Source organism: Klebsiella sp. Q11 (assembly GCF_964241505.1).
Lineage (GTDB): Bacteria > Pseudomonadota > Gammaproteobacteria > Enterobacterales > Enterobacteriaceae > Klebsiella > Klebsiella michiganensis.
This window is the reverse complement of the sequence record NZ_CAXSXW010000017.1, coordinates 108,521-129,266: the sequence shown is the minus strand read 5'-3', so window position 1 is coordinate 129,266 and position 20,746 is coordinate 108,521. Positions and strand designations below refer to the sequence as shown.

The following is a 20,746-nucleotide window of genomic DNA, read 5'->3' as shown; positions in this document are numbered from 1 at the left end:
ATGCTTGAGCTCGATTTTACCCAGACGCTGGGTACCCACTGTCTGCAAATTCGCGAGACGCTTCCCGCCAGCGGCATTACGGCGGTGTTCGGCGTCTCCGGCGCGGGTAAAACCTCGCTGATTAACGCCATTAGCGGCCTGACGCGCCCGCAGCAGGGGCGCATCGTCCTCAACGGCAGGGTGCTGAACGACGTTGATAAAGGTATCTGCCTGGCGCCGGAAAAGCGCCGCATTGGCTACGTTTTTCAGGACGCGCGCCTGTTTCCGCACTATAAAGTGCGCGGCAATCTGCAATATGGCATGGCAAAGTCTATGGCGGCGCAGTTTGACAAGCTGGTGGCGCTGCTCGGCATTGCGCCGCTGCTTGACCGCCTGCCGGGCGGCCTCTCCGGTGGGGAGAAGCAGCGGGTGGCGATTGGCCGGGCGCTGCTTACCGCGCCGGAGCTGCTGCTGCTGGATGAGCCGCTGGCATCGCTGGATATTCCGCGCAAGCGCGAGCTGTTGCCCTATCTGCAGCGTCTGGCGCGTGAAATCAAGATCCCGATGCTGTACGTTAGCCACTCTCTGGATGAAATCCAGCATCTGGCGGATAACGTGCTGGTGCTGGAAGAGGGGAAAGTGAAAGCCTTTGGCTGTCTGGAAGAGGTGTGGAGCAGCAGCGTGATGCACCCCTGGCTTCCCCAGGAGCAGCAAAGCACGATCCTGAACGTGACCGTTGCCGCTCAGCATCCGCAGTATGCCATGACCGCGCTGGCGCTGGGGGATCGGCAGATATGGGTTAACCGTCTTGACAGGCCGCAGGGCGAAAGCGCGCGGATCCGCATTCAGGCCTCGGACGTTTCTCTGGTACTGCAGCCCGCTCAGCAAACCAGTATCCGCAATATTTTACCCGCGCAGGTCATGCAGTGTATTGAAAGTCATGGGCAGGTTGAGGTCAGGCTGGAGATAAGCGGTCGTACCCTGTGGGCGCGCATCAGCCCCTGGGCTCGCGATGAGCTGGGGGTGACCCCGGGCCAGCGGCTGTATGCGCAGATAAAAAGCGTGTCGATAGCCGCCTGATTACAGCAGGTGGCGATAGATGTAGTCGGCGATGCTGGTGGTTTCGTTTTCACCGATCACCACGTTGGCGCGCGCTTTGACCTCTTCCACCGCGTTGCCCATCGCCACGCCGGTACCGGCGGCTTCCAGCATGCTGAGGTCGTTATAGTTGTCGCCGAAGGCGATAACATCCTGCATCGCCAGGCCCTGCGACGCGACCCACTGCGCCAGGCGTTTGCCTTTGCTGTTGCCTTCCCGGGCAATGTCCACCTGATCGTGCCACGACCATTCGCACTCCAGACCCAGCGTCTGGCCAACGTGTTGGGCAAAGCGCTGCAGTTTGGCGGTATCTTCATCGGTCAGGGCGAATTTCCACACGGCGTTAACTTCCCGGGCCGCCTGCGCCAGAGAATCGACCTGAGTGAATACCGGACGCTGCTCGACGGGGAGCGATTGCGCCCAGCTGGCGGTGCGGATAACGTGCCCGGTCGGCTGCTCGTACAGCATGGCGTCATCGACGTACATCAGGCCGTGAATATCATGCTCGTTCAGCATTTCCGTCAGGCTCAGGGCTTTATCTACCGGCATCGGGTCGGATTCAAGCACCTTTTTTGCATGATAATCATACAAATAAGTGCCATTGCAGCAAATTGCAGGTGTATCCAGCGCCAGCGCCTGATAAAAAGGATGGATAGCGACGTGATGTCGGCCGGTGACGACGATGATCTGATATCCCGCGTCTTTGGCGCGAGCCAGCGCATCGAGCGAGGCGGGGAGGATGGTCTTTTTGCCGGTTAAGAGCGTGCCGTCTAAATCGAGGGCAATCACGCGTGAGGTCATGGGTTGTTTCCGGTTAATGATGAAAAGTTAGCAGGCTATGATGGTACACCGCTGTGCCATTCCGGCAAACTTTTCAGCATCTACCGCTAAAGAGCCGATACACTTGATCTTTCAGGCTGCCAGGAGGCAACCTGAAGAGCGTTGTGTATGCATATTGTGTTTTTCAGGGTGTCGTTAGTCTGAAAAATGAAATTTCCACGTGCAGTGAGGAAGGAGTATTCATGAAACAAACCGTTTATACCGCCAGCCCGGAAAGCCAGCAGATTCACGTCTGGGATCTGGATCTTGAGGGGAAACTGACCCTGGTGCAGGTTGTTGATGCCCCGGGCCAGGTGCAGCCGATGGTGGTGAGCCCGAACAAAGAGTTTCTCTACGTCGGCGTGCGTCCGGAGTTTCGCGTACTGGCCTACCGCATTGCGCCCGATAATGGCGCCCTGACTTTCGCTGGCGAAGCCGCGCTGCCGGGTAGCCCAACGCATATTTCTACCGATCGTCAGGGGCGCTTTGTGTTCAGCGCTTCCTATAACGCGGGCTGCGTGAGCGTTACGCCGCTGGTGGACGGCCTGCCGCGAGAAGCGGTGGCGGTGGTTGAAGGTCTGGAAGGCTGCCACTCGGCAAATATCTCTCCGGATAATCGCACCCTGTGGGTACCGGCGCTGAAGCAGGATCGTATCTGCCTGTTTACCCTGAGCGACGACGGTTTCCTCGCAGAGCAGGAGCCGGCTGAAGTGACCACCGTTGAAGGCGCGGGCCCGCGTCACATGGTGTTCCATCCGAATCAGCAATACGGCTACTGCGTCAACGAACTGAACAGCTCCGTAGACGTCTGGGAGCTGAAAGATCCGTACGGAAAAATCGAATGCGTGCAGACGCTGGACATGATGCCGCCTGATTTTGCCGGCGTGCGCTGGGCGGCGGATATCCATCTGACCCCGGATGGCCGTCATCTCTACGCCTGCGATCGTACCGCCAGCATTATCACTATCTTCAGCGTCTCGGAAGACGGCAGCGTGCTGTCCATCGAAGGCTATCAGAATACCGAGACCCAGCCGCGCGGCTTTAACCTCGATCATAGCGGCAAATATCTGATTGCCGCCGGTCAGAAATCGCATCATATCGCGGTGTATGAAATCAAAGGTGAGCAGGGGCTGCTCCAGGAAAAAGGGCGCTATGCCGTAGGCCAGGGCCCGATGTGGGTCGTGGTCAACGCTCGCTAAGTTCTCTGTCAGTGACGAAACCTCGCCGCGGCGAGGTTTTTTTACGCCTGCGCAGGGCTACTTCACCCGCATACGATATTCAATCATGCCGCTTTTCTCCGCGACCCAGTTATACAGACGCTGGCCCCGAAGGTTGGTCTCATGCGTGTGCCAGTACAGGCTGGCTGCGTGACGTTTGCGCGCCTGCAGCTGAACATACTCAATCAGCTGTTTGCCGATATGCTGACCGCGAACGGCCGGGTCAACGAAGAGGTCCTCCAGGTAGCAGTAGTCGCTTTCGGCCCAGGTGGAGCGGTGGAAGAGATAATGCACGAAACCCACTATCCTGCCTTCCTGTTTTGCCACTGCGCAAAACATCGGCTCGGCGGGATGGAAAAAGCGCTTCCAGGTGAGCTGCGTGATGGTTTCCGGGATGTCGACGCGATAGAACGTCTGGTAGCTTTTCCACAGCGGCAGCCACTGGGCAAAGTCGCTTTCAGCCGCGGGTTGGAGGGTTACCTGCGCGAGGTTAACGTCGGTTTTGTGGCTATTCATGGCTGTTCCTTACTTTTATCAACCGGGTGGTTTGACCTGGCGCTATGGTAGGTGCTGTTCTGGTTCCTAAAAAGTGACACTTTCTGTATATTTATAGGATCCACTTTTATGCCGTCGATGCCCGCTGCCGCTCATGCCAAAACCCATTGCCCCTCTGTTTCAGGAACTGTTATTAGCCCGCGGCGTGATTAAAGATCAGGTCTACCACGCCCTGCGTCAGGCGATTCTGGATGGCCGATTGTCGGCGGGTTCAAAAATCCCCTCCAGCCGGGCGCTGGCTGAGATGATGGCGATCTCGCGAAACTCGGTTATTGCCGGTTTTGACCGTCTGATGGATGAGGGGTACCTCGTCACGCGCAAGGGGGCGGGCACCTTTGTCTGCGAGCATATCCCGGATAACCTCATTAGCGAGTATGACGCGTCGACGCCGCCCGAAACGGCAATAGCCGCCGCAGGGCCGCTTAATCCTGATGTCGCCGCACTGGTTTCATCATGGTCAGAAAGAGAGGACAGCGGCGAAATGCGTCAGGTTTTTGCCGTCGGTATCGGCTGTACCGATCTCTTCCCTCATGCTTTATGGGGGCGGCTGCTGGGGCGCGTCTGGCGGCAATCGCGTCGTGAGCTGGGAGCGCACGCCACGCCCTATGGATATCAACCTCTACGCCAGGCGATTAGTCGCTATATTCAGGCGATTAGTCGCTATATTCAGGCGACGCGCGGCGTCAATTGCCACGAAGATCGGGTGATCATTGTCAACGGTATTCAGCAAGCGCTTTCCATCACCGCTCAGGCTTTACTGGAAAAGGGCGATGAAGTCTGGCTCGACGATCCCGGATACAACGGCGCCCGCGGCGCATTCGCCGCCAGGGGGGCGGTGGTCCGGCCCGTTCGGGTTGACGAGGAGGGCATGGATATTCAGGATGGCATTCGCCATTACCCGCAAGCTAAGCTGGTCTATACCGCGCCGTCGCACCAGTTCCCGCTCAGTGGAACGCTTAGCCTGCCCAGAAGGCTCGCCTTACTGGAATGGGCGGAAGCCCATCGGGCGTGGATATTTGAAGACGATTACAATAGCGAATTCCGCTATGCCGCCCGCTCTCTGCAGGCGTTGCAGGGGTTAGATAATCATCAGCGGGTCATCTACGCGGGCACATTTTCTAAGATGATGTATCCGGAGTTCCGGCTGGGCTTTTTAGTGGTCCCCGAGCATTTGCGTGAACAGTTTGCCATGACGAAATATTACACCGATCTCTGTAGTGGATATCTCGAACAGGCCGTCCTGGCCCGTTTCATCAGCGAGGGGCACTATGCCAGCCACGTCCGTCGTATTCGCAAAGCCTGTTTTGAGCGAAAAAGTGCGCTGGAGGCGGCTATTGCACGCTACTTTGCCGGGCGCATGGTCGTACATCCAACGGATTCGGGTATTCACATAGTCTGCTGGCTATCAGCGGGTTTAAAGGCAGAAGAGGTCGTCGCTAAGGCGCGCCAGCAAGGTTTCGGCGTGCAGACGTTTGAGCGCTATTGTCAGCGGCCGATGTCGCGCGAGGGCGTTTTATTCGGTTTTGCAAACCATACCCCAGCGGTGTTGACCGAGGGAATTCGCCGCCTGGCTGCGATGTTTTAGCTCAGCAATACGGGAAATATTTTGCAGGGGATTAATGGCATTCATTGCCGGATTATATTGCAGACAATGATTATCTTTTTGGAAAACCTGCCCCGTCCTGATTATTCATCTGACAACAGGGGCAGCGTTTTAAAAAGAGAGATACCGCGCCTGGATTTAAAGTATATCCACGGCTTCTGTAATAATATAACCATTCGCTTAGCGATATGTGACTTCCCTGTTTAATTACAGCCGGTTAATAAATCAGATATCATCCATGGTGTAGCTGACGACGATTTCCAGGGTTTTGCGGATAACGTCTGCAGTTACGACATCGCTGGTGGTTTCCAGCGCCGTAATTAACCATAAAATAATCGCCTTGTTGCTGAGGTGACCCTCAGACTCAAGGATGCTGCTGATAGCCAGCGACATCACCGCTGATTCATCGATCAGTCTGTCGCCTGCGTTGCGGAAATATTCAGAGAGTGCGGTATCGTTCAGGCCTGCGTAAATATCCGGTTGCTGATGCATAGTCTGTCTCATCATATTCTCTACTTTGTAAGTTAAACATTAGACCAGTAGTGGTCAGTGTATTTTATTCGTACCTGGCTGCTGAGGAGAGCCTAATAATGAATTCGGCTCATCCCAATTATGCTTAGCGCCTGAAGTACCCACGGTATTGTTTTTTCCACGGCGAGCTACCATATTACTGATTTCATCGATAATACGCCCAATTGCATTCCGCCGTTTTTTATCCTGTTCCCCAGACTGCATGGCCTGGAGTTTCCCGATCAGTGCTTGTTTACTAATAGGCCCCTTATTTTTGAGTAGAGAGAGGACAGCCTCTCCAATCAATAAATCGGTTAGTGGATCATAATCATTGCGATTCATAACGGTATCTCTGATCATTGTCATCTCCTTGACTGGGAATTTAGTAGCAAGCCGGTAATCCGTGTCAGATACTGGCCCATCCCTTATATTTCCTCATTCAGTAACGACTTAAATCACCAGATAGCTGAAGCCACTTTTATCACTGATGCTCAAACAAGAGACCAATCAACGTTTGATAATGGTTTTCTTCTTCAGGTTCTGAAGCCACTTCAAGGCGACCCAGCAGTTTCGTACACAGGGATTTGCGATTCAGGTTGCGTCCTTCATTAAGGATATCCATTACAATCTGCCCTAACGTCTCCTGCTGCGAAGGTAACGACGCTTTATTGAAGTAGTGGGCAATAGCGTTAGCCGTGTCAGGAATGTAACCGTTCTGCTGCATATGTGCTCCTGTAAGTTCAATTATCAGTGAAGTTGCGATTAAAGTTATACAATGTTTATCAACTTGTACATAGAAAATGGAAAAAATATGTTAATTTTCTTAATGTTTTTTATAAGGCATTGATTTATATGGTTTTAAAATTGTACAAATCTTAAGGTAAACATCGAGTGGAGATGTACGAATTGTACAGGTATACAGGAAGGCAAGAACGCCAGCGAAAAGAGGGTGTTAATGTGATTTATTTGTTAATGACTCGGGCGCTTTTACAGGACTTATGCGGGTAGACCTGCTACTGTAATATCTTATTAGCTTTCATCTCTTCTGTCGGAAACTTCATGCTCACTACCATTATTTATCGCAGCCACATCTGCGACAACGTGTCAATTAAATCGCTCGAAAGCATGGTTGCTGAAGCAAATGTCAAAAATAGTCAGGAAAACGTGTCGGGTATTCTGCTTTTTAACGGCACCCACTTTTTTCAGCTATTAGAAGGACCTGAAGAGAAGGTAGAGGAAATTTACCGCCTTATCTGCGCAGACCCGCGGCACCATAACCTCGTGGAGCTGCTCAGGGATCATGGACCGATGCGGCGCTTTGGTAAAATTGGCATGGAACTCTTTGATTTACGAGAGTTTGACCGCGAGGAAGTGCTGCAGGCTGTGCTGGATAAAGGGACCACAAAATATCAGCTCACCTATGACGACAGAGCGCTCCATTTTTTCCGTACCTTCGTCGAAGCCACGGAAAAGGAAAACTATTACGAAATTCCTGCGGCTGAAAGCTGGGAGTTTGTGATAGAAGACGCTGCCTGCTACCCTGAAACTCCGCTGCAAGAGGCCGAATGCAGCTTTGCTTTTCAGCCGGTCATCGATCCGTTTGCCAAAGAAGTCGTCTCCTACGAAGCGCTGCTGCGCACGACTTCCGGTGATTCGCCAGCGGTCTATTTTGACGGACTTTCGCGAGAGGAAATCTACTGGACGGATCTCCACAGCAAGCGCATTGCCTTCGCCATGGCGGGACTTTTGCAACTTCGTGGACGCACGTTGTCGATTAATCTGCTGCCCATGACGCTGGTGAATGTTCCCAACGCTGTCGAATTTCTGTTAGCGGAAATTGAAGCCAGCGGTTTGATCCCTGAGCAAATTATTGTGGAATTTACCGAAAGCGAAGCCATTTCCCGTCTTGATGAATTCACCGATTCCGTGCGTAAGCTCAAGTCTGCGGGAATTCGCGTGGCTATCGATCATTTTGGCGCCGGGTTTGCCGGGCTATTGCTGCTGGCTCAGTTTCAGCCGGACCGCATCAAGATTAATCGCCAGCTGGTCAAAGATATCCATAAGCACGGCCCAAAACAGGCAATCGTTCAGGCGATTATTAAATGCTGTCATTCCCTGGAAATCGCCATTTCAGCGGTGGGTATCGAGCAGGCGGAGGAGTGGATGTGGCTGGAGTCAGCGGGGATTACGCATTTCCAGGGAAATTTATTTGCCAGTCCGTGTCTGGGAGGCATTCCGCCGGTAGCATGGCCAGAGAAAAAAGTAGCGTGTGAGCTTCTTTAAATTTTGACCCCGGCTCAGCGCAGCGTGTCGGTTAAAAAGCGGTGCATAACGGTAAAATAAGCCCTGTTTTTTTGCCCAGTATATCGGCGCCCGACCTGTTTATTTTAGCTGTACAAGAAAAGTTAATTGTACAACCAGGCTAAATTCGTTAATTTAGTCGGTAAAGTATTATCAGGTTAGAGGGCGCTAATGGCATATTACAGCATCGGTGAAGTTGCCGAACGTTGCGGAATCAACCCCGTGACTTTGCGTGCATGGCAGCGAAGATATGGTTTGCTAAAGCCGCAGAGAAGCGAGGGAGGACACCGCCAGTTTGACGAGGAGGACGTTCAGCGCATTGAGGAAATCAAACGCTGGATCGATCGCGGGGTCTCCGTGGGCAAGGTTAAGGCGCTTCTGGAAGGCCATCAGCCTGAAACGCAAGACGCTGCCATCCTGCTCCAGGAAGAGATGATGACGCTTCTGCGAGGTGTCCAGCCCTCAAAATTACGCACCCGCATCATGTCCCTCAGCCATGAATATCCCGTAGATAAACTGATTGACCGGCTCTTTGTCCCCGTCCGCAGTAAGCTCAATCTCGATCCGAACACCTCCATGGCGATTATCAGTATGCTGGACGGTATCCTGATTGATTGCGTAGCGTCCATTCTTGCGGAATCGCGCAAAAAGGTGGGGAAAGAGACGCTGTTGGTGGGGTGGGGTAATGAAGACCGTACCCGTCTGTGGCTGGAAGCGTGGCGTTTATCGCAGCGCGCCTGGCACGTCAACGTGCTGGCGGAGCCGCTGGATTCTCCTCGCCCGGAACTGTTTCCTGGTCAGCACATTTTTGTCTGGACCGGCCGCGCGCTGACCCCCTTGCAGGCAGAATTACTTAGCCACTGGCAAAGCCAGGGCTTCACCATTGAGTTTCACGGAGAGTAAGCGTCTTAGAGGGTTAGCAGCGGAACATTTTTAGAGATATTATTCCGCCGCTTGTCTTCCTGAAGCATGGCAACATGCGCTGGCAGGTAAATTATCAGAAATTGAGCTGGGTCCAGGCTTTAAACGTTTCGCTGCGGCTAATATTAAAAAAATCTGTCCGACCCGAGCAGCCGAGCTTTTTGATTAAGGTCAGGCGAATTTGATAAATTGTTTTAATATGTAAATTCAGCGACTTCCCTATATTTGCCATCGCTTCACCATCGTTCATCAGGCGAATCACTTCTTTTTCGCGATTGGTAAAAACGATACTTTCAGATTCCCGGTCCGGCTTCTTACCGAACAAGGTGGGGCGGAGAATAAACGATTTTATCTCAGCGGGCGTTGAGCGCGCCGGGATTCTGTACATTGGTATTTCGCTCAGGAAGTTCAAATCATTACCGTCGGTGAGCAGGACAAAACGAACTCTTTTGCGATCGTAATGATGATTAAGCACCGCATAATAGTTATCGCTGGTGAAAAAGACATATTTTCCATGAAAACAGCCTGGTGATAATGAATCGAGTACAAGCTGTAATCCTTGACGAAGAAGGTTATTGTTAATCCAAAGATCGTAATGATTAAAAAAGTGACCTTGCTTGTCGTTATTCATTTGTCCTCCGAGGTAGAAGTGTTAATAATGGCTTAATTTAACAAATCACATATCATGCTTAGTGATGGTTTTTACCACGTAGCACATGCAGCGTTTGGATATATAAATCGGCGAGTATTTCATTTTTCTCGAGATTCAGGCGCCGCTGAACCTCAACGATTAAACGCTCATGGCTAACGGCTTCGCTCTCCGTCTGGGTCTGCACCATGTGTTCGATATTTTTCAGCAAAGCAGAGTTAGAAATAAACTCTGCAGGAATAGTATTTTTAATCTGCATGGTATATCTCGGGTTATGTTAGACAATAAATCAACAAACAAAGATGCGGGATAAAAATCATCTTTGCTCTACGGTTCTTCACCATTTCAAAGGAAATGGTGTGCATTTTTTTAAATCATAAGAATGCTGTAATGCAGAATTTAAAACTTACGTAATAACTATAGTCACGATCTTCAGGATGTACAATTTTTCCGAATTAATTTTGTACATTTAGTTGGTTTTTTTAACATTGACTCATAAGATATTGTTTTGTAGGGTTATTTTTTGTAAAGATAATGTGAAAAACTTGTACAGAACGGCGTCTGTACAGGGATAACCTACAGGATGAGGGGATAGCGGTGAAGAAGCGGGAAGGGCACAGCGGGAAGAGAAAGAGACAAAGGGGGAATAGCTTCCCCCTTTTGGCGTAAGCGTTACTGCTTCGGTTCAGCGACGACAAAGCTTCCCACGCCGCGGTTGTTGTATTCCCACATGCGGTTGAAGTTAGCGTCATTCAGGTTACGCTGCGGGTTGCCTTTGGCATCCGCAGTACCGGTGTTGCCGCTAAACGGACGGTTTGAACCGACGGCATCAGCCCACGGTTTGGCAATATTAAAGCCTTCATTAATGACGCTATCGCGAATAACGACCTGGCCATTGGTATTACCGTCAACGTCCAGAGAGCGGCCCAGTTGCGCGACGTTATCGGCGGAAGCGGTAAAGCGGCTGTTAATCGCCAGGAAGCCGTAGGTCACGCTCTTCAGGGTCGCTGGCGCAAAGACGTAGCCCTCTTTCTGGGTGCGCGAGTTGACCACGCGGAAGTCGGTATTGTCGAACACGACTGCCCCACGACCGGAAACGATATCGACGTCGCCTTCAATATAGCTGTTGCTGACCAGGGTTCGGGTCTGACGGTTATCCTGCAGGCGGTTTTGTACGCCGCTGTTGGTCACGAAAAAGGTGTTCTGGCGACCGAGGATATTCACCTTGTTAATCTGCACCCGATCGCCATCGCTACGCAGCGCCACGGCCTGATGGGTGCCCGCGTCTACGCTGTCGCCGAGGTTGTTGGCGATAGTCAGGTTCTGTAGCTGGAGATCGTTATTCTGCGACCAGAATACCGCTGAGCACATCACGCCAACGGTGGCGGCACGTCTGCTCTGGCAGCTGTCGTACATATACCAGGCCGGTTTGCCCGGCATATATTTGCCGCCCGGATTAACCTGGTGACGCCAGGAGACCGGATCCATCCCTGAATCAATCGCTGCGCTGATTTTTACATCAATCGGCTTCTCACCGGTGCCGTACAGGGTCAGCGCGCCAGGCGCCGCCGGAACGTATACGGTGCCCGCGTATTCGCCCGGCATGATGGCGATAAACTGACGACGATTGGAGTGGCGGGTAATCGCTGCATCCACCGCGGCCTGAATCGTGGTGTGGGTTACCCCCTGGGTACCCGCAGGACCCACGACAAAATCCGGCTGCGCCGGGAGGCTGATGGCGGACGGGCTCCACGCCGCGGCGTTAGGATCGAGAGACTGGAAATAGCTCGCCGGTAAGAAGTTTTTCGCCTCATCGGCGGTTAAAACTGGACGAGAGGCCGTGCCCGGCGCTGTTTGCGTTGAGGGCTGTTGATCGGCGGGCGTCGAACTACAGGCGGACAACGTCACGCCAAAGGCCAGCGCCAGCGCCAGGCGGGAAACGGAATATGTGTTCATGTTGCTCCGGGCAAGAATAAATTAAGGGTATAGGTCCTTTAAAGCCTGCTGTTTTATACCAACTTAAGCGAAACGGGAAGACGTAGCGCAAAAAAGTTGCTTCTTTACATAATAAGAGCCGGAAACGAGCCGCTTTTGATCACAAATAAATAACATTTGCCGGGGCTGAGTTGACATTTCTCGCGGAATCAAAATAAATGTCTATACAACCCATGACAAGTTGACCGCTATGACACACACACCTTCCGAACGCCTAATCTGGCGAAACGTCCGTCTGGCCACGCTCGATCCGCGTTTCTCTCAGCCGTATGGACTCGTGGAGCATCATGCGCTGCTGGTGCGCGATGGACGCATTGAAGCCATTGTGCCCGAAAGCGAGGCGCCCGCAGGGCAGAGTATTGACCTCGGCGGCAGGCTGCTCACGCCGGGGCTGATTGATTGCCACACGCACCTGGTCTTCGGCGGCAGCCGGGCGCAGGAGTGGGAGCAGCGCCTCAACGGCGTCTCCTACCAGACCATTAGCGCCAACGGCGGCGGCATTAACGCGACCGTGCGCGCCACCCGGGAAAGCAGCGAAACGGAGCTGCTGGCGCTGGCCCGGCAGCGGCTGGCACGTCTGCTGCGCGAAGGGGTCACCACCCTGGAGATCAAGTCCGGCTACGGGCTGGATCTCGCAAACGAACGTAAAATGCTGCGGGTTATACAACAGCTTGCCGCAACGCATACCGTTGAGATTTCCCCCACGCTACTCTCCGCCCACGCCACGCCGCCGGAATATAAAGGCGACCCGGACGGCTATATCAATCTGGTATGCGAAACCATTCTGCCCACGCTGTGGGAAGAGGGGCTATTTGAAAGCGTCGATGCCTTCTGCGAAAACGTCGGCTTTACCCCCGCGCAGACTGAACGGGTTTACAGTACGGCCCAGGCATTAGGTATCCCGGTAAAAGGTCACGTTGAGCAGCTCTCTTCGCTGGGCGGCGCCGAATTAGTGAGCCGCTATAAAGGCCTGTCCGCCGACCATATTGAATACCTGACCCCAGAGGGCGTGGCGGCGATGAGCCGCAGCGGCACCGTGGCGGTGCTCCTGCCCGGCGCGTTCTATTTCCTTAACGAAACCCGCAGGCCGCCGGTTGAACTGCTGCGCGAATATCAGGTTCCGATGGCGGTGGCGACGGACTACAACCCCGGCACCAGCCCCTTCGCCAGCCTGCATCTGGCGATGAATATGGCCTGCGTGAAATTTGGCTTAACGCCGGAGGAGGCGTGGGCAGGCGTAACCCGTCATGCGGCGCAGGCGCTGGGCCGCCAGGCGAGCCACGGTCAGCTGGCGCCGGGCTTCGTTGCTGATTTTGCTATCTGGGACGCGGAGCATCCGGTTGAGATGGTTTACGAGCCGGGGCGCAGCCCGCTCTGGCAGCGCGTGGTGCGAGGAGAAATCGCGTGAAGCTATGACAACCGACGGCCGCCGGGATTTGGCAGGGACGCGACGACAGCGCGGAGGCGCGGCAAATCGCCCATTGGTGGCAGTAGCGATTCAGTATATTCTGGACGTTTCGCCGCCCATTCGCACAAGGAAGCCCGGCCATGTTCTCATCGCAACCTCGTTCCGCGCCTGCGCCTTTCTATGAAAAGGTGAAACAGGCTATTAGCGAAAAGATCCACAGCGGCGTCTGGCGTTCGCACGATCGCATTCCTTCGGAGGCGGAGCTGGTGGCGCAGTTTGGCTTTAGCCGGATGACCATCAATCGGGCGCTGCGCGAGCTGACCGATGAAGGCCGGCTGGTGCGATTACAGGGGGTGGGGACGTTTGTCGCGGAGCCGAAAGGGCAGTCGGCGCTGTTTGAAGTGCGCAGCATCGCGGAGGAAATTACCTCTCGTCATCATCAGCACCGCTGCGAGGTGGTGCTGCTGGAGGAAACGCAGGCGGATCTGATTCAGGCCGCGGCGCTCAACGTGGCCGCCGGTACGCGGATTTTCCATTCGCTGATGGTGCATTTTGAAAATGAGGTCCCGGTACAGATTGAGGACCGCTGCGTCAACGCCTCCGTGGTGCCGGACTATCTGCATCAGGACTATACCGCGACCACGCCCCACGACTATCTGTCGCTGATCGCCCCTCTGACCGAAGGGGAGCACATTGTTGAAGCGGTGCAGGCAACGGCGGAGGAGTGCGCGCTGCTGCGTATTCACGCGCACGACCCGTGTCTGCTGATCCGCCGCCGCACCTGGTCCACCACCCATATCGTTTCCCACGCGCGCCTGCTTTTCCCCGGCAGCCGCTACCGTCTGCAGGGCCATTTTGGTTCCTGATCTTCCTGCGCGTCGGCAAAACGTGATTGCTGACGCAATATAACAAAAATGTATCTTTTGTGTTAAATCCTGGCTTGCGTATGCTTGTATAGACAAGTATATGTATCTACGTACACAACGTTAATTGTCAGGAGAACCCCCCGATGTCGCAAAGCAAATACCGCCAGCAGGACGTACGTGCACCGCGTGGCACAACGTTAAATGCGAAGAGCTGGCTGACCGAAGCTCCGCTGCGTATGCTCATGAATAACCTCGACACGGATGTCGCCGAAAACCCGCATGAGCTGGTGGTGTATGGCGGCATCGGACGCGCGGCGCGCAACTGGGAATGCTATGACGCTATCGTGAAGGCGCTGAAAAACCTGGAGAGCGACGAAACGCTGCTGGTGCAGTCCGGTAAGCCGGTGGGCGTATTCAAAACCCATGAAAACTCGCCGCGGGTGCTGATCGCCAACTCTAACCTGGTGCCGCACTGGGCAACCTGGGAACACTTTAACGAGCTGGATGCCAAAGGGCTGGCGATGTACGGCCAGATGACCGCCGGCAGCTGGATCTACATTGGCAGCCAGGGCATCGTGCAGGGCACCTATGAAACCTTCGTTGAGGCAGGCCGCCAGCACTACCAGGGCAGCCTGAAGGGGCGCTGGGTGTTGACCGCCGGTCTGGGCGGCATGGGCGGCGCGCAGCCGCTGGCCGCGACCTTAGCGGGCGCATGCTCGTTGAATATCGAATGCCAGCAGAGCCGCATCGATTTCCGCCTGCGTACCCGCTACGTTGATGAACAGGCGACGTCGCTGGATGACGCGCTGGCGCGCATCAAAAAATATACCGCCGAAGGCCGGGCGATCTCTATCGCCCTGTGCGGCAACGCGGCAGAGATCGTGCCGGAAATGGTCAAACGCGGCGTGCGCCCGGATATGGTGACCGATCAGACCAGCGCCCACGACCCGCTGCACGGCTATCTGCCGAAAGGCTGGAGCTGGGAAGAGTACCAGGCTAAAGCCGAGTCGGACCCGCAGGGCACTATCCTGGCGGCGAAACGCGCAATGGCCGACCACGTGCAGGCGATGTTGGCATTCCACGAAATGGGCGTGCCGACGTTTGACTACGGCAACAACATTCGCCAGATGGCCCAGGAGATGGGCGTTGGCAACGCGTTTGCTTTCCCTGGCTTCGTTCCCGCCTATATCCGCCCGCTATTCTGCCGCGGCATCGGCCCGTTCCGCTGGGTTGCCCTGTCCGGCGACCCGCAGGACATCTATAAAACCGACGCGAAAGTGAAAGAGATCGTTAAAGACGATAAGCACCTGCATCACTGGCTGGATATGGCCCGCGAGCGTATCAGTTTCCAGGGACTACCGGCGCGTATCTGCTGGGTAGGCCTCGAATGGCGGCAGAAGCTGGGGCTGGCGTTTAACGAAATGGTCCGCAGCGGCGAAGTCTCCGCGCCGATCGTCATTGGCCGCGACCATCTTGACTCCGGCTCCGTCGCCAGCCCGAACCGCGAGACGGAAGCGATGCGCGATGGTTCCGACGCCGTCTCCGACTGGCCGCTGCTCAACGCCTTACTGAATACCGCCAGCGGGGCGACCTGGGTGTCGCTGCATCACGGCGGCGGCGTCGGGATGGGCTTTTCGCAGCACTCCGGCATGGTTATCGTCTGCGACGGTACCGATGAAGCGGCGGCGCGCATTGCCCGCGTCCTGCACAACGACCCGGCGACCGGCGTGATGCGTCATGCCGACGCGGGCTACGATATCGCGATTGAGTGCGCGACAGAACAAGGTTTGAATCTTCCGATGGTGGCAGCAACGCAGGGGCACGCTAAATGAACGCTTTAACACTGATTCCGGGTCAACTCAGCCTGTCGCAGCTGCGCGACGTCTACAGCCAGCCGCTGAACATTACGCTAGACGAAAGCGCGTTCGCGGCGATTGATGGCAGCGTTGCCTGCGTCAACGCGATTCTGGCGGAAGGCCGCACCGCCTACGGTATCAACACCGGTTTTGGCCTGCTGGCGCAGACGCGCATCTCAACCGAAGATCTGGAAAACCTTCAGCGATCGCTGGTGCTGTCGCACGCGGCGGGGATTGGCGAACCGCTGGATGATGACCTCGCGCGTCTGATTATGGTGCTGAAAATTAACAGCCTGTCGCGCGGCTTTTCCGGCATTCGCCTGAGCGTGATTCAGGCGCTGATTGGCCTGGTCAACGCGGGCGTGACGCCGTGGATCCCGGCGAAGGGATCGGTCGGCGCCTCCGGCGACCTCGCGCCGCTGGCGCATATGTCTTTAACCCTGCTTGGCGAAGGGAAAGCGCGCGTGCGCGGCGGGGAGTGGCTGCCGGCGACGGAAGCGCTGCGTCAGGCGGGGCTTGAGCCGATTACTCTGGCGGCGAAAGAGGGGCTGGCGCTGCTCAACGGCACGCAGGCGTCGACGGCGTTTGCCCTGCGCGGCCTGTTCGAAGCCGAAGACCTGTTCGCTTCCGCGGTAGTTTGCGGGTCGTTAACCACCGAAGCGGCGCTCGGTTCGCGTCGTCCGTTTGATCCGCGCATTCACGAAGCGCGCGGTCAGCGCGGGCAGATTGACGCCGCGGCGCTCTATCGCCATCTGCTGACCGACGACAGCGCGATTTCCCAGTCGCACCATAACTGCACCAAGGTGCAGGACCCGTACTCTCTGCGCTGTCAGCCGCAGGTGATGGGTGCCTGCCTGACCCAGCTTCGCCAGGCGGCGGAAGTGCTGCTGGTTGAAGCCAACGCGGTATCCGATAACCCGCTGGTGTTCGCCAGCGAGAACGACGTGATTTCCGGCGGTAACTTCCACGCCGAACCGGTGGCGATGGCGGCGGATAATATCGCGCTGGCGATTGCCGAAATCGGATCGCTGTCGGAGCGCCGTATCGCGCTGATGATGGACAGCCATATGTCGCAGCTGCCCCCTTTCCTGGTCAAAAACGGCGGCGTCAACTCCGGCTTTATGATTGCCCAGGTGACGGCGGCGGCGCTGGCCAGCGAGAACAAAGCGCTGTCGCACCCGCACAGCGTGGACAGTCTGCCGACCTCCGCTAACCAGGAAGACCACGTCTCGATGGCCCCGGCCGCCGGCCGCCGCCTGTGGGCGATGGCGGAAAATACCCGCGGCGTACTGGCCGTGGAGTGGCTGGCCGCCGTGCAGGGTCTGGATATGCGCGAAGGCCTGAGCAGCAGCCCGCTGCTGGAAAAGGCACGCCACCTGCTGCGCGAACGGGTGACCCATTACACCGAGGACCGCTTCTTCGCCCCGGACATCGAAAACGCCATTGCGCTCCTGGCGGCGCGTCATCTGACGCGGCTGCTGCCTGCCGTGCTCTGAGACCAACGCTAAACCATCGCTGTTCTCTGTACCTGCGCCGGGAGGATCTCTTCCTCCCGGCCATCCTACACGCATATTTGTCGTCGTATAAAAACTATCAGGACACTTGCATATGCAACAACAAAACAAGCCACACCTGCTGCGCGGGCTGAATGCCCGGCACATTCGTTTTATCGCCCTCGGCTCCGCCATCGGTACCGGGCTGTTCTACGGCTCGGCATCGGCGATCAAGGCCGCGGGCCCGGCGGTACTGCTGGCCTATCTGATCGGCGGCGCGGCGGTGTTTATCGTGATGCGGGCGCTGGGGGAAATGGCGGTACGCAACCCCGTTTCCGGCTCCTTCAGCAGCTACGCGCGCCAGTATCTTGGCCCGCTGGCGGGTTTTATTACCGGCTGGACCTACACCTTTGAGATGGTGATCGTCGCCCTCGCGGACGTTACCGCGTTCGGCATCTATATGGGGCTGTGGTATCCCGATGTTCCCCGCTGGATCTGGGTGCTGAGCATTATCTTTTTTATCGGCGCCATGAACCTGTGCAGCGTGCGCGTTTTCGGCGAGCTGGAGTTCTGGCTGTCGCTGATCAAAGTGGTGGCGATTATTGCCATGATTGTGGCGGGCGGCAGCATCATTTTCTTTGGATTCGGTAACGCCTTTCCGGCAACCGGGCTGGAGAATTTGTGGAGCCACGGCGGCTTTGCCCCTAACGGCTGGGAGGGGATTATAGCCTCGCTCGGTATCGTGATGTTTGCCTTTGGCGGCGTCGAGATTATCGGCGTGACCGCGGCGGAAGCGAAGAATCCGCAGAAGGTAATCCCGCAGGCGATCAATACTATCCCGCTGCGAATCGTGCTGTTCTATGTCTGCACCCTGGCGATTCTGATGGCGATTTTCCCGTGGAACAGCTTCGGCGAGCGGGGCAGTCCGTTCGTGCTGATTTTTGATGGTCTGGGGATTCCGGCGGCGGCCACCATCCTGAATATCATCGTGATCAGCGCCAGTATTTCGGCGATTAACAGCGATATTTTTGGCGCGGGGCGCATGATGTACGGCATGGCGAAAGAGGGGCTGGCGCCGAAGAGCTTCCAGCGCATCGCCAGCAACGGGGTGCCGTGGATGACGGTGGTGGTGATGGGCGTGGCGCTGCTGGCGGCGGTGGTGCTGAACTACCTGATGCCGGAGCAGGTGTTTGTGCTGATTGCCTCGCTGGCGGCCTTCGCGACGGTGTGGGTCTGGCTGATGATCCTGCTGGCCCACTTTGCGATGCGTCGCGGCCTGTCCGCTGAAGAGCGCGGCAATATCGCGTTCCCGGTGCCGTTCTGGCCGGTGGCGCCGCTGCTGACGCTGCTGTTTATGGGACTGGTCATCGCGGTGCTGGGGATGGTGGAGGAGACGCGGATTGCGCTTATCGCCGGTCTGGTATGGCTCGGGCTGCTGACGGCGGTGTGGTTTGCGCGGGTGCGCAAAAACGCCGTGCAGGCGGTGACGGAGTCGTGATTGTTTTGGTTTACCCGGGTTGCGGCTGACGCCTTACCCGGGCTACCCAATCGCACTCACCTGTAGCCCGGATAAGGCGTTAACGCCGCCATCCGGGGATTAGCTAAACAGGGCGGTAATCGACGCGCTGCCGAGGCTGTGGAAATGGACGTTAAAGCCGACCATCGCGCCGCTCGCGCCCTCATCGACCGCAATTTTTTCGACGTCCAGCGCGTGGACGGTAAAGATATAGCGATGGGTCTCGCCTTTTGGCGGCGCCGCGCCGCCGTATCCGGCCTGGCCAAAATCGGTACGGGTCTGAATCGCTTCTTCGGGCAGTTCCGCCTGTCCGGAGCCGGCTCCCTGCGGTAACACGCGGGTATCGGCCGGAAGATTGGCCACCAGCCAGTGCCACCAGCCGGAGCCGGTTGGCGCATCGGGATCGAAGCAGGTCACCACAAAGCTTTTGGTTCCGGCCGGCACATCGTCCCACGCCAGATGCGGCGAGATATTATCGCCATCGTAGCCCATGCCGTTAAAGACATGACGATTGGGCAGCTTCTCACCATCCTGTAAATCATGACTGATTAATTTCATCGTCTCTCCTCGTAGTCATCCGCTGATTAGCCAGAAAGTGTAGCGCGAGAGAGGCGCCATTACCGTCGCTTATTCGCTAAAAAATGTTTCTTCCTGAACCGCGGCGTTTACCGCCCGCGTCAGGCGGCTCAGCTGCTCCGGCGTAATGATGTACGGCGGCATCAGGTAAATCAGGCGACCGAACGGGCGGATCCACACGCCTTGTTCGACGAAAAAGCGCTGCAGGGCGGCCATATTCACCGGCCGATGCGTCTCGATCACGCCAATCGCTCCCAGCACCCGCACATCGGCAACCTGCGCGGATTCGCGCGCCGGCGCCAGCTCGGCGCTGAGCTGCGCTTCAATGGCTGCCACCTGCTGCTGCCATTCGCCGCTTTCCAGCAGGCGCAGGCTCTCGGTCGCCGCCGCGCAGGCCAGCGGGTTGCCCATAAAGGTCGGGCCGTGCATAAAGCAGCCGGCTTCCCCGTCGCTGATAGTTTCTGCCACCTGACGGGTGGTGAGGGTGGCGGAGAGGGTCATGGTGCCGCCGGTCAGCGCTTTGCCGAGGCACAGAATATCCGCCGCAATCCCCGCGTGCTCGCAGGCGAACAGCTTACCGGTTCGACCAAAGCCGGTGGCGATCTCATCGGCGATCAGCAGGATACCCTCGCGATCGCACATCCTGCGGATCCGCCTGAGCCACTCGGGGTGGTACATCCGCATTCCGCCCGCGCCCTGAACAATCGGCTCGAGGATCACCGCGGCGATTTCATGGCGGTGGGCGGCCATCAGACGTGCGAACGGCACCATATCCCGCTCATCCCAGTCGCCGTCGAAGCGGCTCTGCGGCGCCGGGGCGAAGAGGTTATCCGGCAGATAGCCCTGCCACAGGCTGTGCATTGAGTTCGTCGGATCGCAGACCGACATCGCGCCGAAGGTATCGCCGTGATAGCCGTTGCGGAAGGTGAGAAAGCGCTGGCGCGGGTCGCCTTTCGCCTGCCAGTACTGCAGCGCCATTTTCATCGCCACTTCGACGGCGACGGAGCCGGAATCGGCGAGGAACACGCATTCGAGGCTTTCCGGGGTCATCGCCACCAGCTGGCGGCACAGGGCGACCGCGGAAGGGTGGGTAATCCCACCGAACATGACGTGCGACATCTGGTCAATCTGCGCTTTCATCGCCGCGTTCAGGCGCGGGTGATTATAGCCATGAATGGCCGCCCACCAGGACGACATGCCGTCAACCAGCTGCCCGCCGTCGGCGAGGGTCAGCTCACAGCCGTGGGCGGCCACGACCGGATAGACCGGCAGCGGCGAAGTCATTGAAGTGTAAGGGTGCCAGATGTGGCGCCGATCGAAAGCGAGATCGTCCGTTGTCATAATCGACTTGTAAACCATTTTGAAAACATTTAGGTTTACGAGT

At 56.5% G+C, this 20,746-nt stretch carries 20 protein-coding genes; 10 read left to right on the top strand and 10 right to left on the bottom strand.

What is annotated here, in order from left to right; genetic code table 11:
* On the top strand, positions 1 to 1,059 hold the full coding sequence (gene modC, locus ACESQ2_RS23800) for a molybdenum ABC transporter ATP-binding protein ModC (protein ID WP_038424230.1): 1,059 nt from the start codon (positions 1 to 3) through the stop codon (positions 1,057 to 1,059).
* Here the strand turns inward: modC and ACESQ2_RS23795 are convergent, their stop codons facing one another.
* Positions 1,060 to 1,878: a pyridoxal phosphatase gene (locus ACESQ2_RS23795; protein WP_048261177.1), complete on the bottom strand. Its 819-nt coding sequence runs from the start codon at positions 1,876 to 1,878 to the stop codon at positions 1,060 to 1,062.
* Between the two features lie 221 nt (positions 1,879 to 2,099).
* On the opposite strand from ACESQ2_RS23795, the gene pgl reads away from it, so the two are divergent.
* Complete coding sequence (gene pgl / locus ACESQ2_RS23790) at positions 2,100 to 3,095, top strand: 6-phosphogluconolactonase (protein ID WP_014228470.1); 996 nt, start codon at positions 2,100 to 2,102, stop codon at positions 3,093 to 3,095.
* A 57-nt stretch (positions 3,096 to 3,152) separates the two neighbouring features.
* On the opposite strand, the gene ACESQ2_RS23785 is transcribed toward pgl, so the two are convergent.
* The gene (locus ACESQ2_RS23785) at positions 3,153 to 3,629 is read right to left on the bottom strand and encodes a GNAT family N-acetyltransferase (RefSeq protein WP_160742068.1); all 477 of its coding nucleotides are present in this window, start codon (positions 3,627 to 3,629) and stop codon (positions 3,153 to 3,155) included.
* Positions 3,630 to 3,762: 133 nt separating this feature from the next.
* Here ACESQ2_RS23785 and ACESQ2_RS23780 point away from each other — a divergent pair, with 133 nt between their 5' ends.
* The gene (locus tag ACESQ2_RS23780) at positions 3,763 to 5,253 is read left to right on the top strand and encodes a PLP-dependent aminotransferase family protein (protein WP_373171428.1); all 1,491 of its coding nucleotides are present in this window, start codon (positions 3,763 to 3,765) and stop codon (positions 5,251 to 5,253) included.
* A gap of 243 nt (positions 5,254 to 5,496) precedes the next feature.
* On the opposite strand, the gene ACESQ2_RS23775 is transcribed toward ACESQ2_RS23780, so the two are convergent.
* The 3 genes from ACESQ2_RS23775 to ycgZ all read right to left on the bottom strand — a co-directional run bounded on the left by ACESQ2_RS23775 (position 5,497) and on the right by ycgZ (position 6,505).
* The gene (locus tag ACESQ2_RS23775) at positions 5,497 to 5,763 is read right to left on the bottom strand and encodes a biofilm development regulator YmgB/AriR family protein (RefSeq protein WP_004849010.1); all 267 of its coding nucleotides are present in this window, start codon (positions 5,761 to 5,763) and stop codon (positions 5,497 to 5,499) included.
* A gap of 54 nt (positions 5,764 to 5,817) precedes the next feature.
* Positions 5,818 to 6,141, bottom strand: a complete 324-nt coding sequence (locus ACESQ2_RS23770; RefSeq protein WP_046876449.1) for a hypothetical protein — start codon at positions 6,139 to 6,141, stop codon at positions 5,818 to 5,820.
* Between the two features lie 121 nt (positions 6,142 to 6,262).
* Positions 6,263 to 6,505, bottom strand: a complete 243-nt coding sequence (ycgZ, locus tag ACESQ2_RS23765) for a regulatory protein YcgZ (RefSeq protein WP_004849015.1) — start codon at positions 6,503 to 6,505, stop codon at positions 6,263 to 6,265.
* A 335-nt stretch (positions 6,506 to 6,840) separates the two neighbouring features.
* Here ycgZ and ACESQ2_RS23760 point away from each other — a divergent pair, with 335 nt between their 5' ends.
* Both ACESQ2_RS23760 and ACESQ2_RS23755 read left to right on the top strand, forming a co-directional pair.
* The gene (locus tag ACESQ2_RS23760) at positions 6,841 to 8,064 is read left to right on the top strand and encodes a diguanylate phosphodiesterase (protein WP_373171427.1); all 1,224 of its coding nucleotides are present in this window, start codon (positions 6,841 to 6,843) and stop codon (positions 8,062 to 8,064) included.
* Between the two features lie 189 nt (positions 8,065 to 8,253).
* Entirely contained in the window at positions 8,254 to 8,985 is a 732-nt protein-coding gene (locus tag ACESQ2_RS23755) for a MerR family transcriptional regulator (RefSeq protein WP_004849019.1), read from the top strand.
* A gap of 94 nt (positions 8,986 to 9,079) precedes the next feature.
* Here ACESQ2_RS23755 and ACESQ2_RS23750 read toward each other — a convergent pair whose 3' ends face one another.
* The 3 genes from ACESQ2_RS23750 to ACESQ2_RS23740 form a co-directional block, all read right to left on the bottom strand.
* On the bottom strand, positions 9,080 to 9,634 hold the full coding sequence (locus ACESQ2_RS23750; RefSeq protein ID WP_004849021.1) for a LuxR C-terminal-related transcriptional regulator: 555 nt from the start codon (positions 9,632 to 9,634) through the stop codon (positions 9,080 to 9,082).
* Between the two features lie 58 nt (positions 9,635 to 9,692).
* Positions 9,693 to 9,911, bottom strand: a complete 219-nt coding sequence (locus tag ACESQ2_RS23745; protein WP_014228477.1) for a hypothetical protein — start codon at positions 9,909 to 9,911, stop codon at positions 9,693 to 9,695.
* A gap of 413 nt (positions 9,912 to 10,324) precedes the next feature.
* Positions 10,325 to 11,608, bottom strand: a complete 1,284-nt coding sequence (locus ACESQ2_RS23740; RefSeq protein WP_373171425.1) for a putative acyl-CoA thioester hydrolase — start codon at positions 11,606 to 11,608, stop codon at positions 10,325 to 10,327.
* Positions 11,609 to 11,837: 229 nt separating this feature from the next.
* Between ACESQ2_RS23740 and hutI the strand changes: the two genes are divergently transcribed.
* The 5 genes from hutI (at position 11,838) to ACESQ2_RS23715 (ending at position 18,768) form a co-directional block, all read left to right on the top strand.
* Positions 11,838 to 13,055 carry an imidazolonepropionase gene (gene hutI, locus ACESQ2_RS23735; RefSeq protein WP_046876451.1) on the top strand — a complete coding sequence of 406 codons (1,218 nt, stop codon included), beginning with the start codon at positions 11,838 to 11,840 and terminating at the stop codon, positions 13,053 to 13,055.
* A gap of 140 nt (positions 13,056 to 13,195) precedes the next feature.
* Positions 13,196 to 13,921 (top strand): histidine utilization repressor, encoded by a 726-nt coding sequence (locus ACESQ2_RS23730; RefSeq protein WP_224260085.1) that lies wholly within the window; start codon positions 13,196 to 13,198, stop codon positions 13,919 to 13,921.
* Between the two features lie 143 nt (positions 13,922 to 14,064).
* Entirely contained in the window at positions 14,065 to 15,753 is a 1,689-nt protein-coding gene (gene hutU, locus ACESQ2_RS23725; RefSeq protein ID WP_224260084.1) for a urocanate hydratase, read from the top strand.
* Positions 15,750 to 17,273: a histidine ammonia-lyase gene (hutH, locus tag ACESQ2_RS23720; RefSeq protein ID WP_046876452.1), complete on the top strand. Its 1,524-nt coding sequence runs from the start codon at positions 15,750 to 15,752 to the stop codon at positions 17,271 to 17,273. The genes hutU and hutH overlap by 4 nt, the downstream gene beginning before the upstream one ends.
* Before the next feature lie 112 nt (positions 17,274 to 17,385).
* Positions 17,386 to 18,768 carry an amino acid permease gene (locus tag ACESQ2_RS23715; RefSeq protein ID WP_373171424.1) on the top strand — a complete coding sequence of 461 codons (1,383 nt, stop codon included), beginning with the start codon at positions 17,386 to 17,388 and terminating at the stop codon, positions 18,766 to 18,768.
* 99 nt (positions 18,769 to 18,867) lie between these two features.
* Here the strand turns inward: ACESQ2_RS23715 and ACESQ2_RS23710 are convergent, their stop codons facing one another.
* Entirely contained in the window at positions 18,868 to 19,344 is a 477-nt protein-coding gene (locus tag ACESQ2_RS23710; protein ID WP_009653774.1) for a kinase inhibitor, read from the bottom strand.
* Between the two features lie 69 nt (positions 19,345 to 19,413).
* The gene (gene bioA, locus ACESQ2_RS23705; protein ID WP_014228483.1) at positions 19,414 to 20,703 is read right to left on the bottom strand and encodes an adenosylmethionine--8-amino-7-oxononanoate transaminase; all 1,290 of its coding nucleotides are present in this window, start codon (positions 20,701 to 20,703) and stop codon (positions 19,414 to 19,416) included.
* Between the last annotated feature and the right edge of the window lie 43 nt (positions 20,704 to 20,746).

Excerpts from the sequence above, each read along its gene's own strand:
- ACESQ2_RS23785 (WP_160742068.1), bottom strand. The coding sequence starts at position 3,629 with ATGAATAGCCACAAAACCGACGTTAACCTCGCGCAGGTAACCCTCCAA.
- ACESQ2_RS23715 (WP_373171424.1), top strand. The coding sequence starts at position 17,386 with ATGCAACAACAAAACAAGCCACACCTGCTGCGCGGGCTGAATGCCCGG.
- hutU (WP_224260084.1), top strand. The coding sequence starts at position 14,065 with ATGTCGCAAAGCAAATACCGCCAGCAGGACGTACGTGCACCGCGTGGC.
- ACESQ2_RS23795 (WP_048261177.1), bottom strand. The coding sequence starts at position 1,878 with ATGACCTCACGCGTGATTGCCCTCGATTTAGACGGCACGCTCTTAACC.
- ACESQ2_RS23770 (WP_046876449.1), bottom strand. The coding sequence starts at position 6,141 with ATGATCAGAGATACCGTTATGAATCGCAATGATTATGATCCACTAACC.
- bioA (WP_014228483.1), bottom strand. The coding sequence starts at position 20,703 with ATGACAACGGACGATCTCGCTTTCGATCGGCGCCACATCTGGCACCCT.
- hutH (WP_046876452.1), top strand. The coding sequence starts at position 15,750 with ATGAACGCTTTAACACTGATTCCGGGTCAACTCAGCCTGTCGCAGCTG.
- ACESQ2_RS23780 (WP_373171428.1), top strand. The coding sequence starts at position 3,763 with ATGCCAAAACCCATTGCCCCTCTGTTTCAGGAACTGTTATTAGCCCGC.
- ACESQ2_RS23730 (WP_224260085.1), top strand. The coding sequence starts at position 13,196 with ATGTTCTCATCGCAACCTCGTTCCGCGCCTGCGCCTTTCTATGAAAAG.
- ACESQ2_RS23760 (WP_373171427.1), top strand. The coding sequence starts at position 6,841 with ATGCTCACTACCATTATTTATCGCAGCCACATCTGCGACAACGTGTCA.
- ACESQ2_RS23740 (WP_373171425.1), bottom strand. The coding sequence starts at position 11,608 with ATGAACACATATTCCGTTTCCCGCCTGGCGCTGGCGCTGGCCTTTGGC.
- ACESQ2_RS23755 (WP_004849019.1), top strand. The coding sequence starts at position 8,254 with ATGGCATATTACAGCATCGGTGAAGTTGCCGAACGTTGCGGAATCAAC.
- ACESQ2_RS23750 (WP_004849021.1), bottom strand. The coding sequence starts at position 9,634 with ATGAATAACGACAAGCAAGGTCACTTTTTTAATCATTACGATCTTTGG.
- hutI (WP_046876451.1), top strand. The coding sequence starts at position 11,838 with ATGACACACACACCTTCCGAACGCCTAATCTGGCGAAACGTCCGTCTG.
- ACESQ2_RS23745 (WP_014228477.1), bottom strand. The coding sequence starts at position 9,911 with ATGCAGATTAAAAATACTATTCCTGCAGAGTTTATTTCTAACTCTGCT.
- ACESQ2_RS23775 (WP_004849010.1), bottom strand. The coding sequence starts at position 5,763 with ATGCATCAGCAACCGGATATTTACGCAGGCCTGAACGATACCGCACTC.
- ACESQ2_RS23710 (WP_009653774.1), bottom strand. The coding sequence starts at position 19,344 with ATGAAATTAATCAGTCATGATTTACAGGATGGTGAGAAGCTGCCCAAT.
- ycgZ (WP_004849015.1), bottom strand. The coding sequence starts at position 6,505 with ATGCAGCAGAACGGTTACATTCCTGACACGGCTAACGCTATTGCCCAC.
- pgl (WP_014228470.1), top strand. The coding sequence starts at position 2,100 with ATGAAACAAACCGTTTATACCGCCAGCCCGGAAAGCCAGCAGATTCAC.
- modC (WP_038424230.1), top strand. The coding sequence starts at position 1 with ATGCTTGAGCTCGATTTTACCCAGACGCTGGGTACCCACTGTCTGCAA.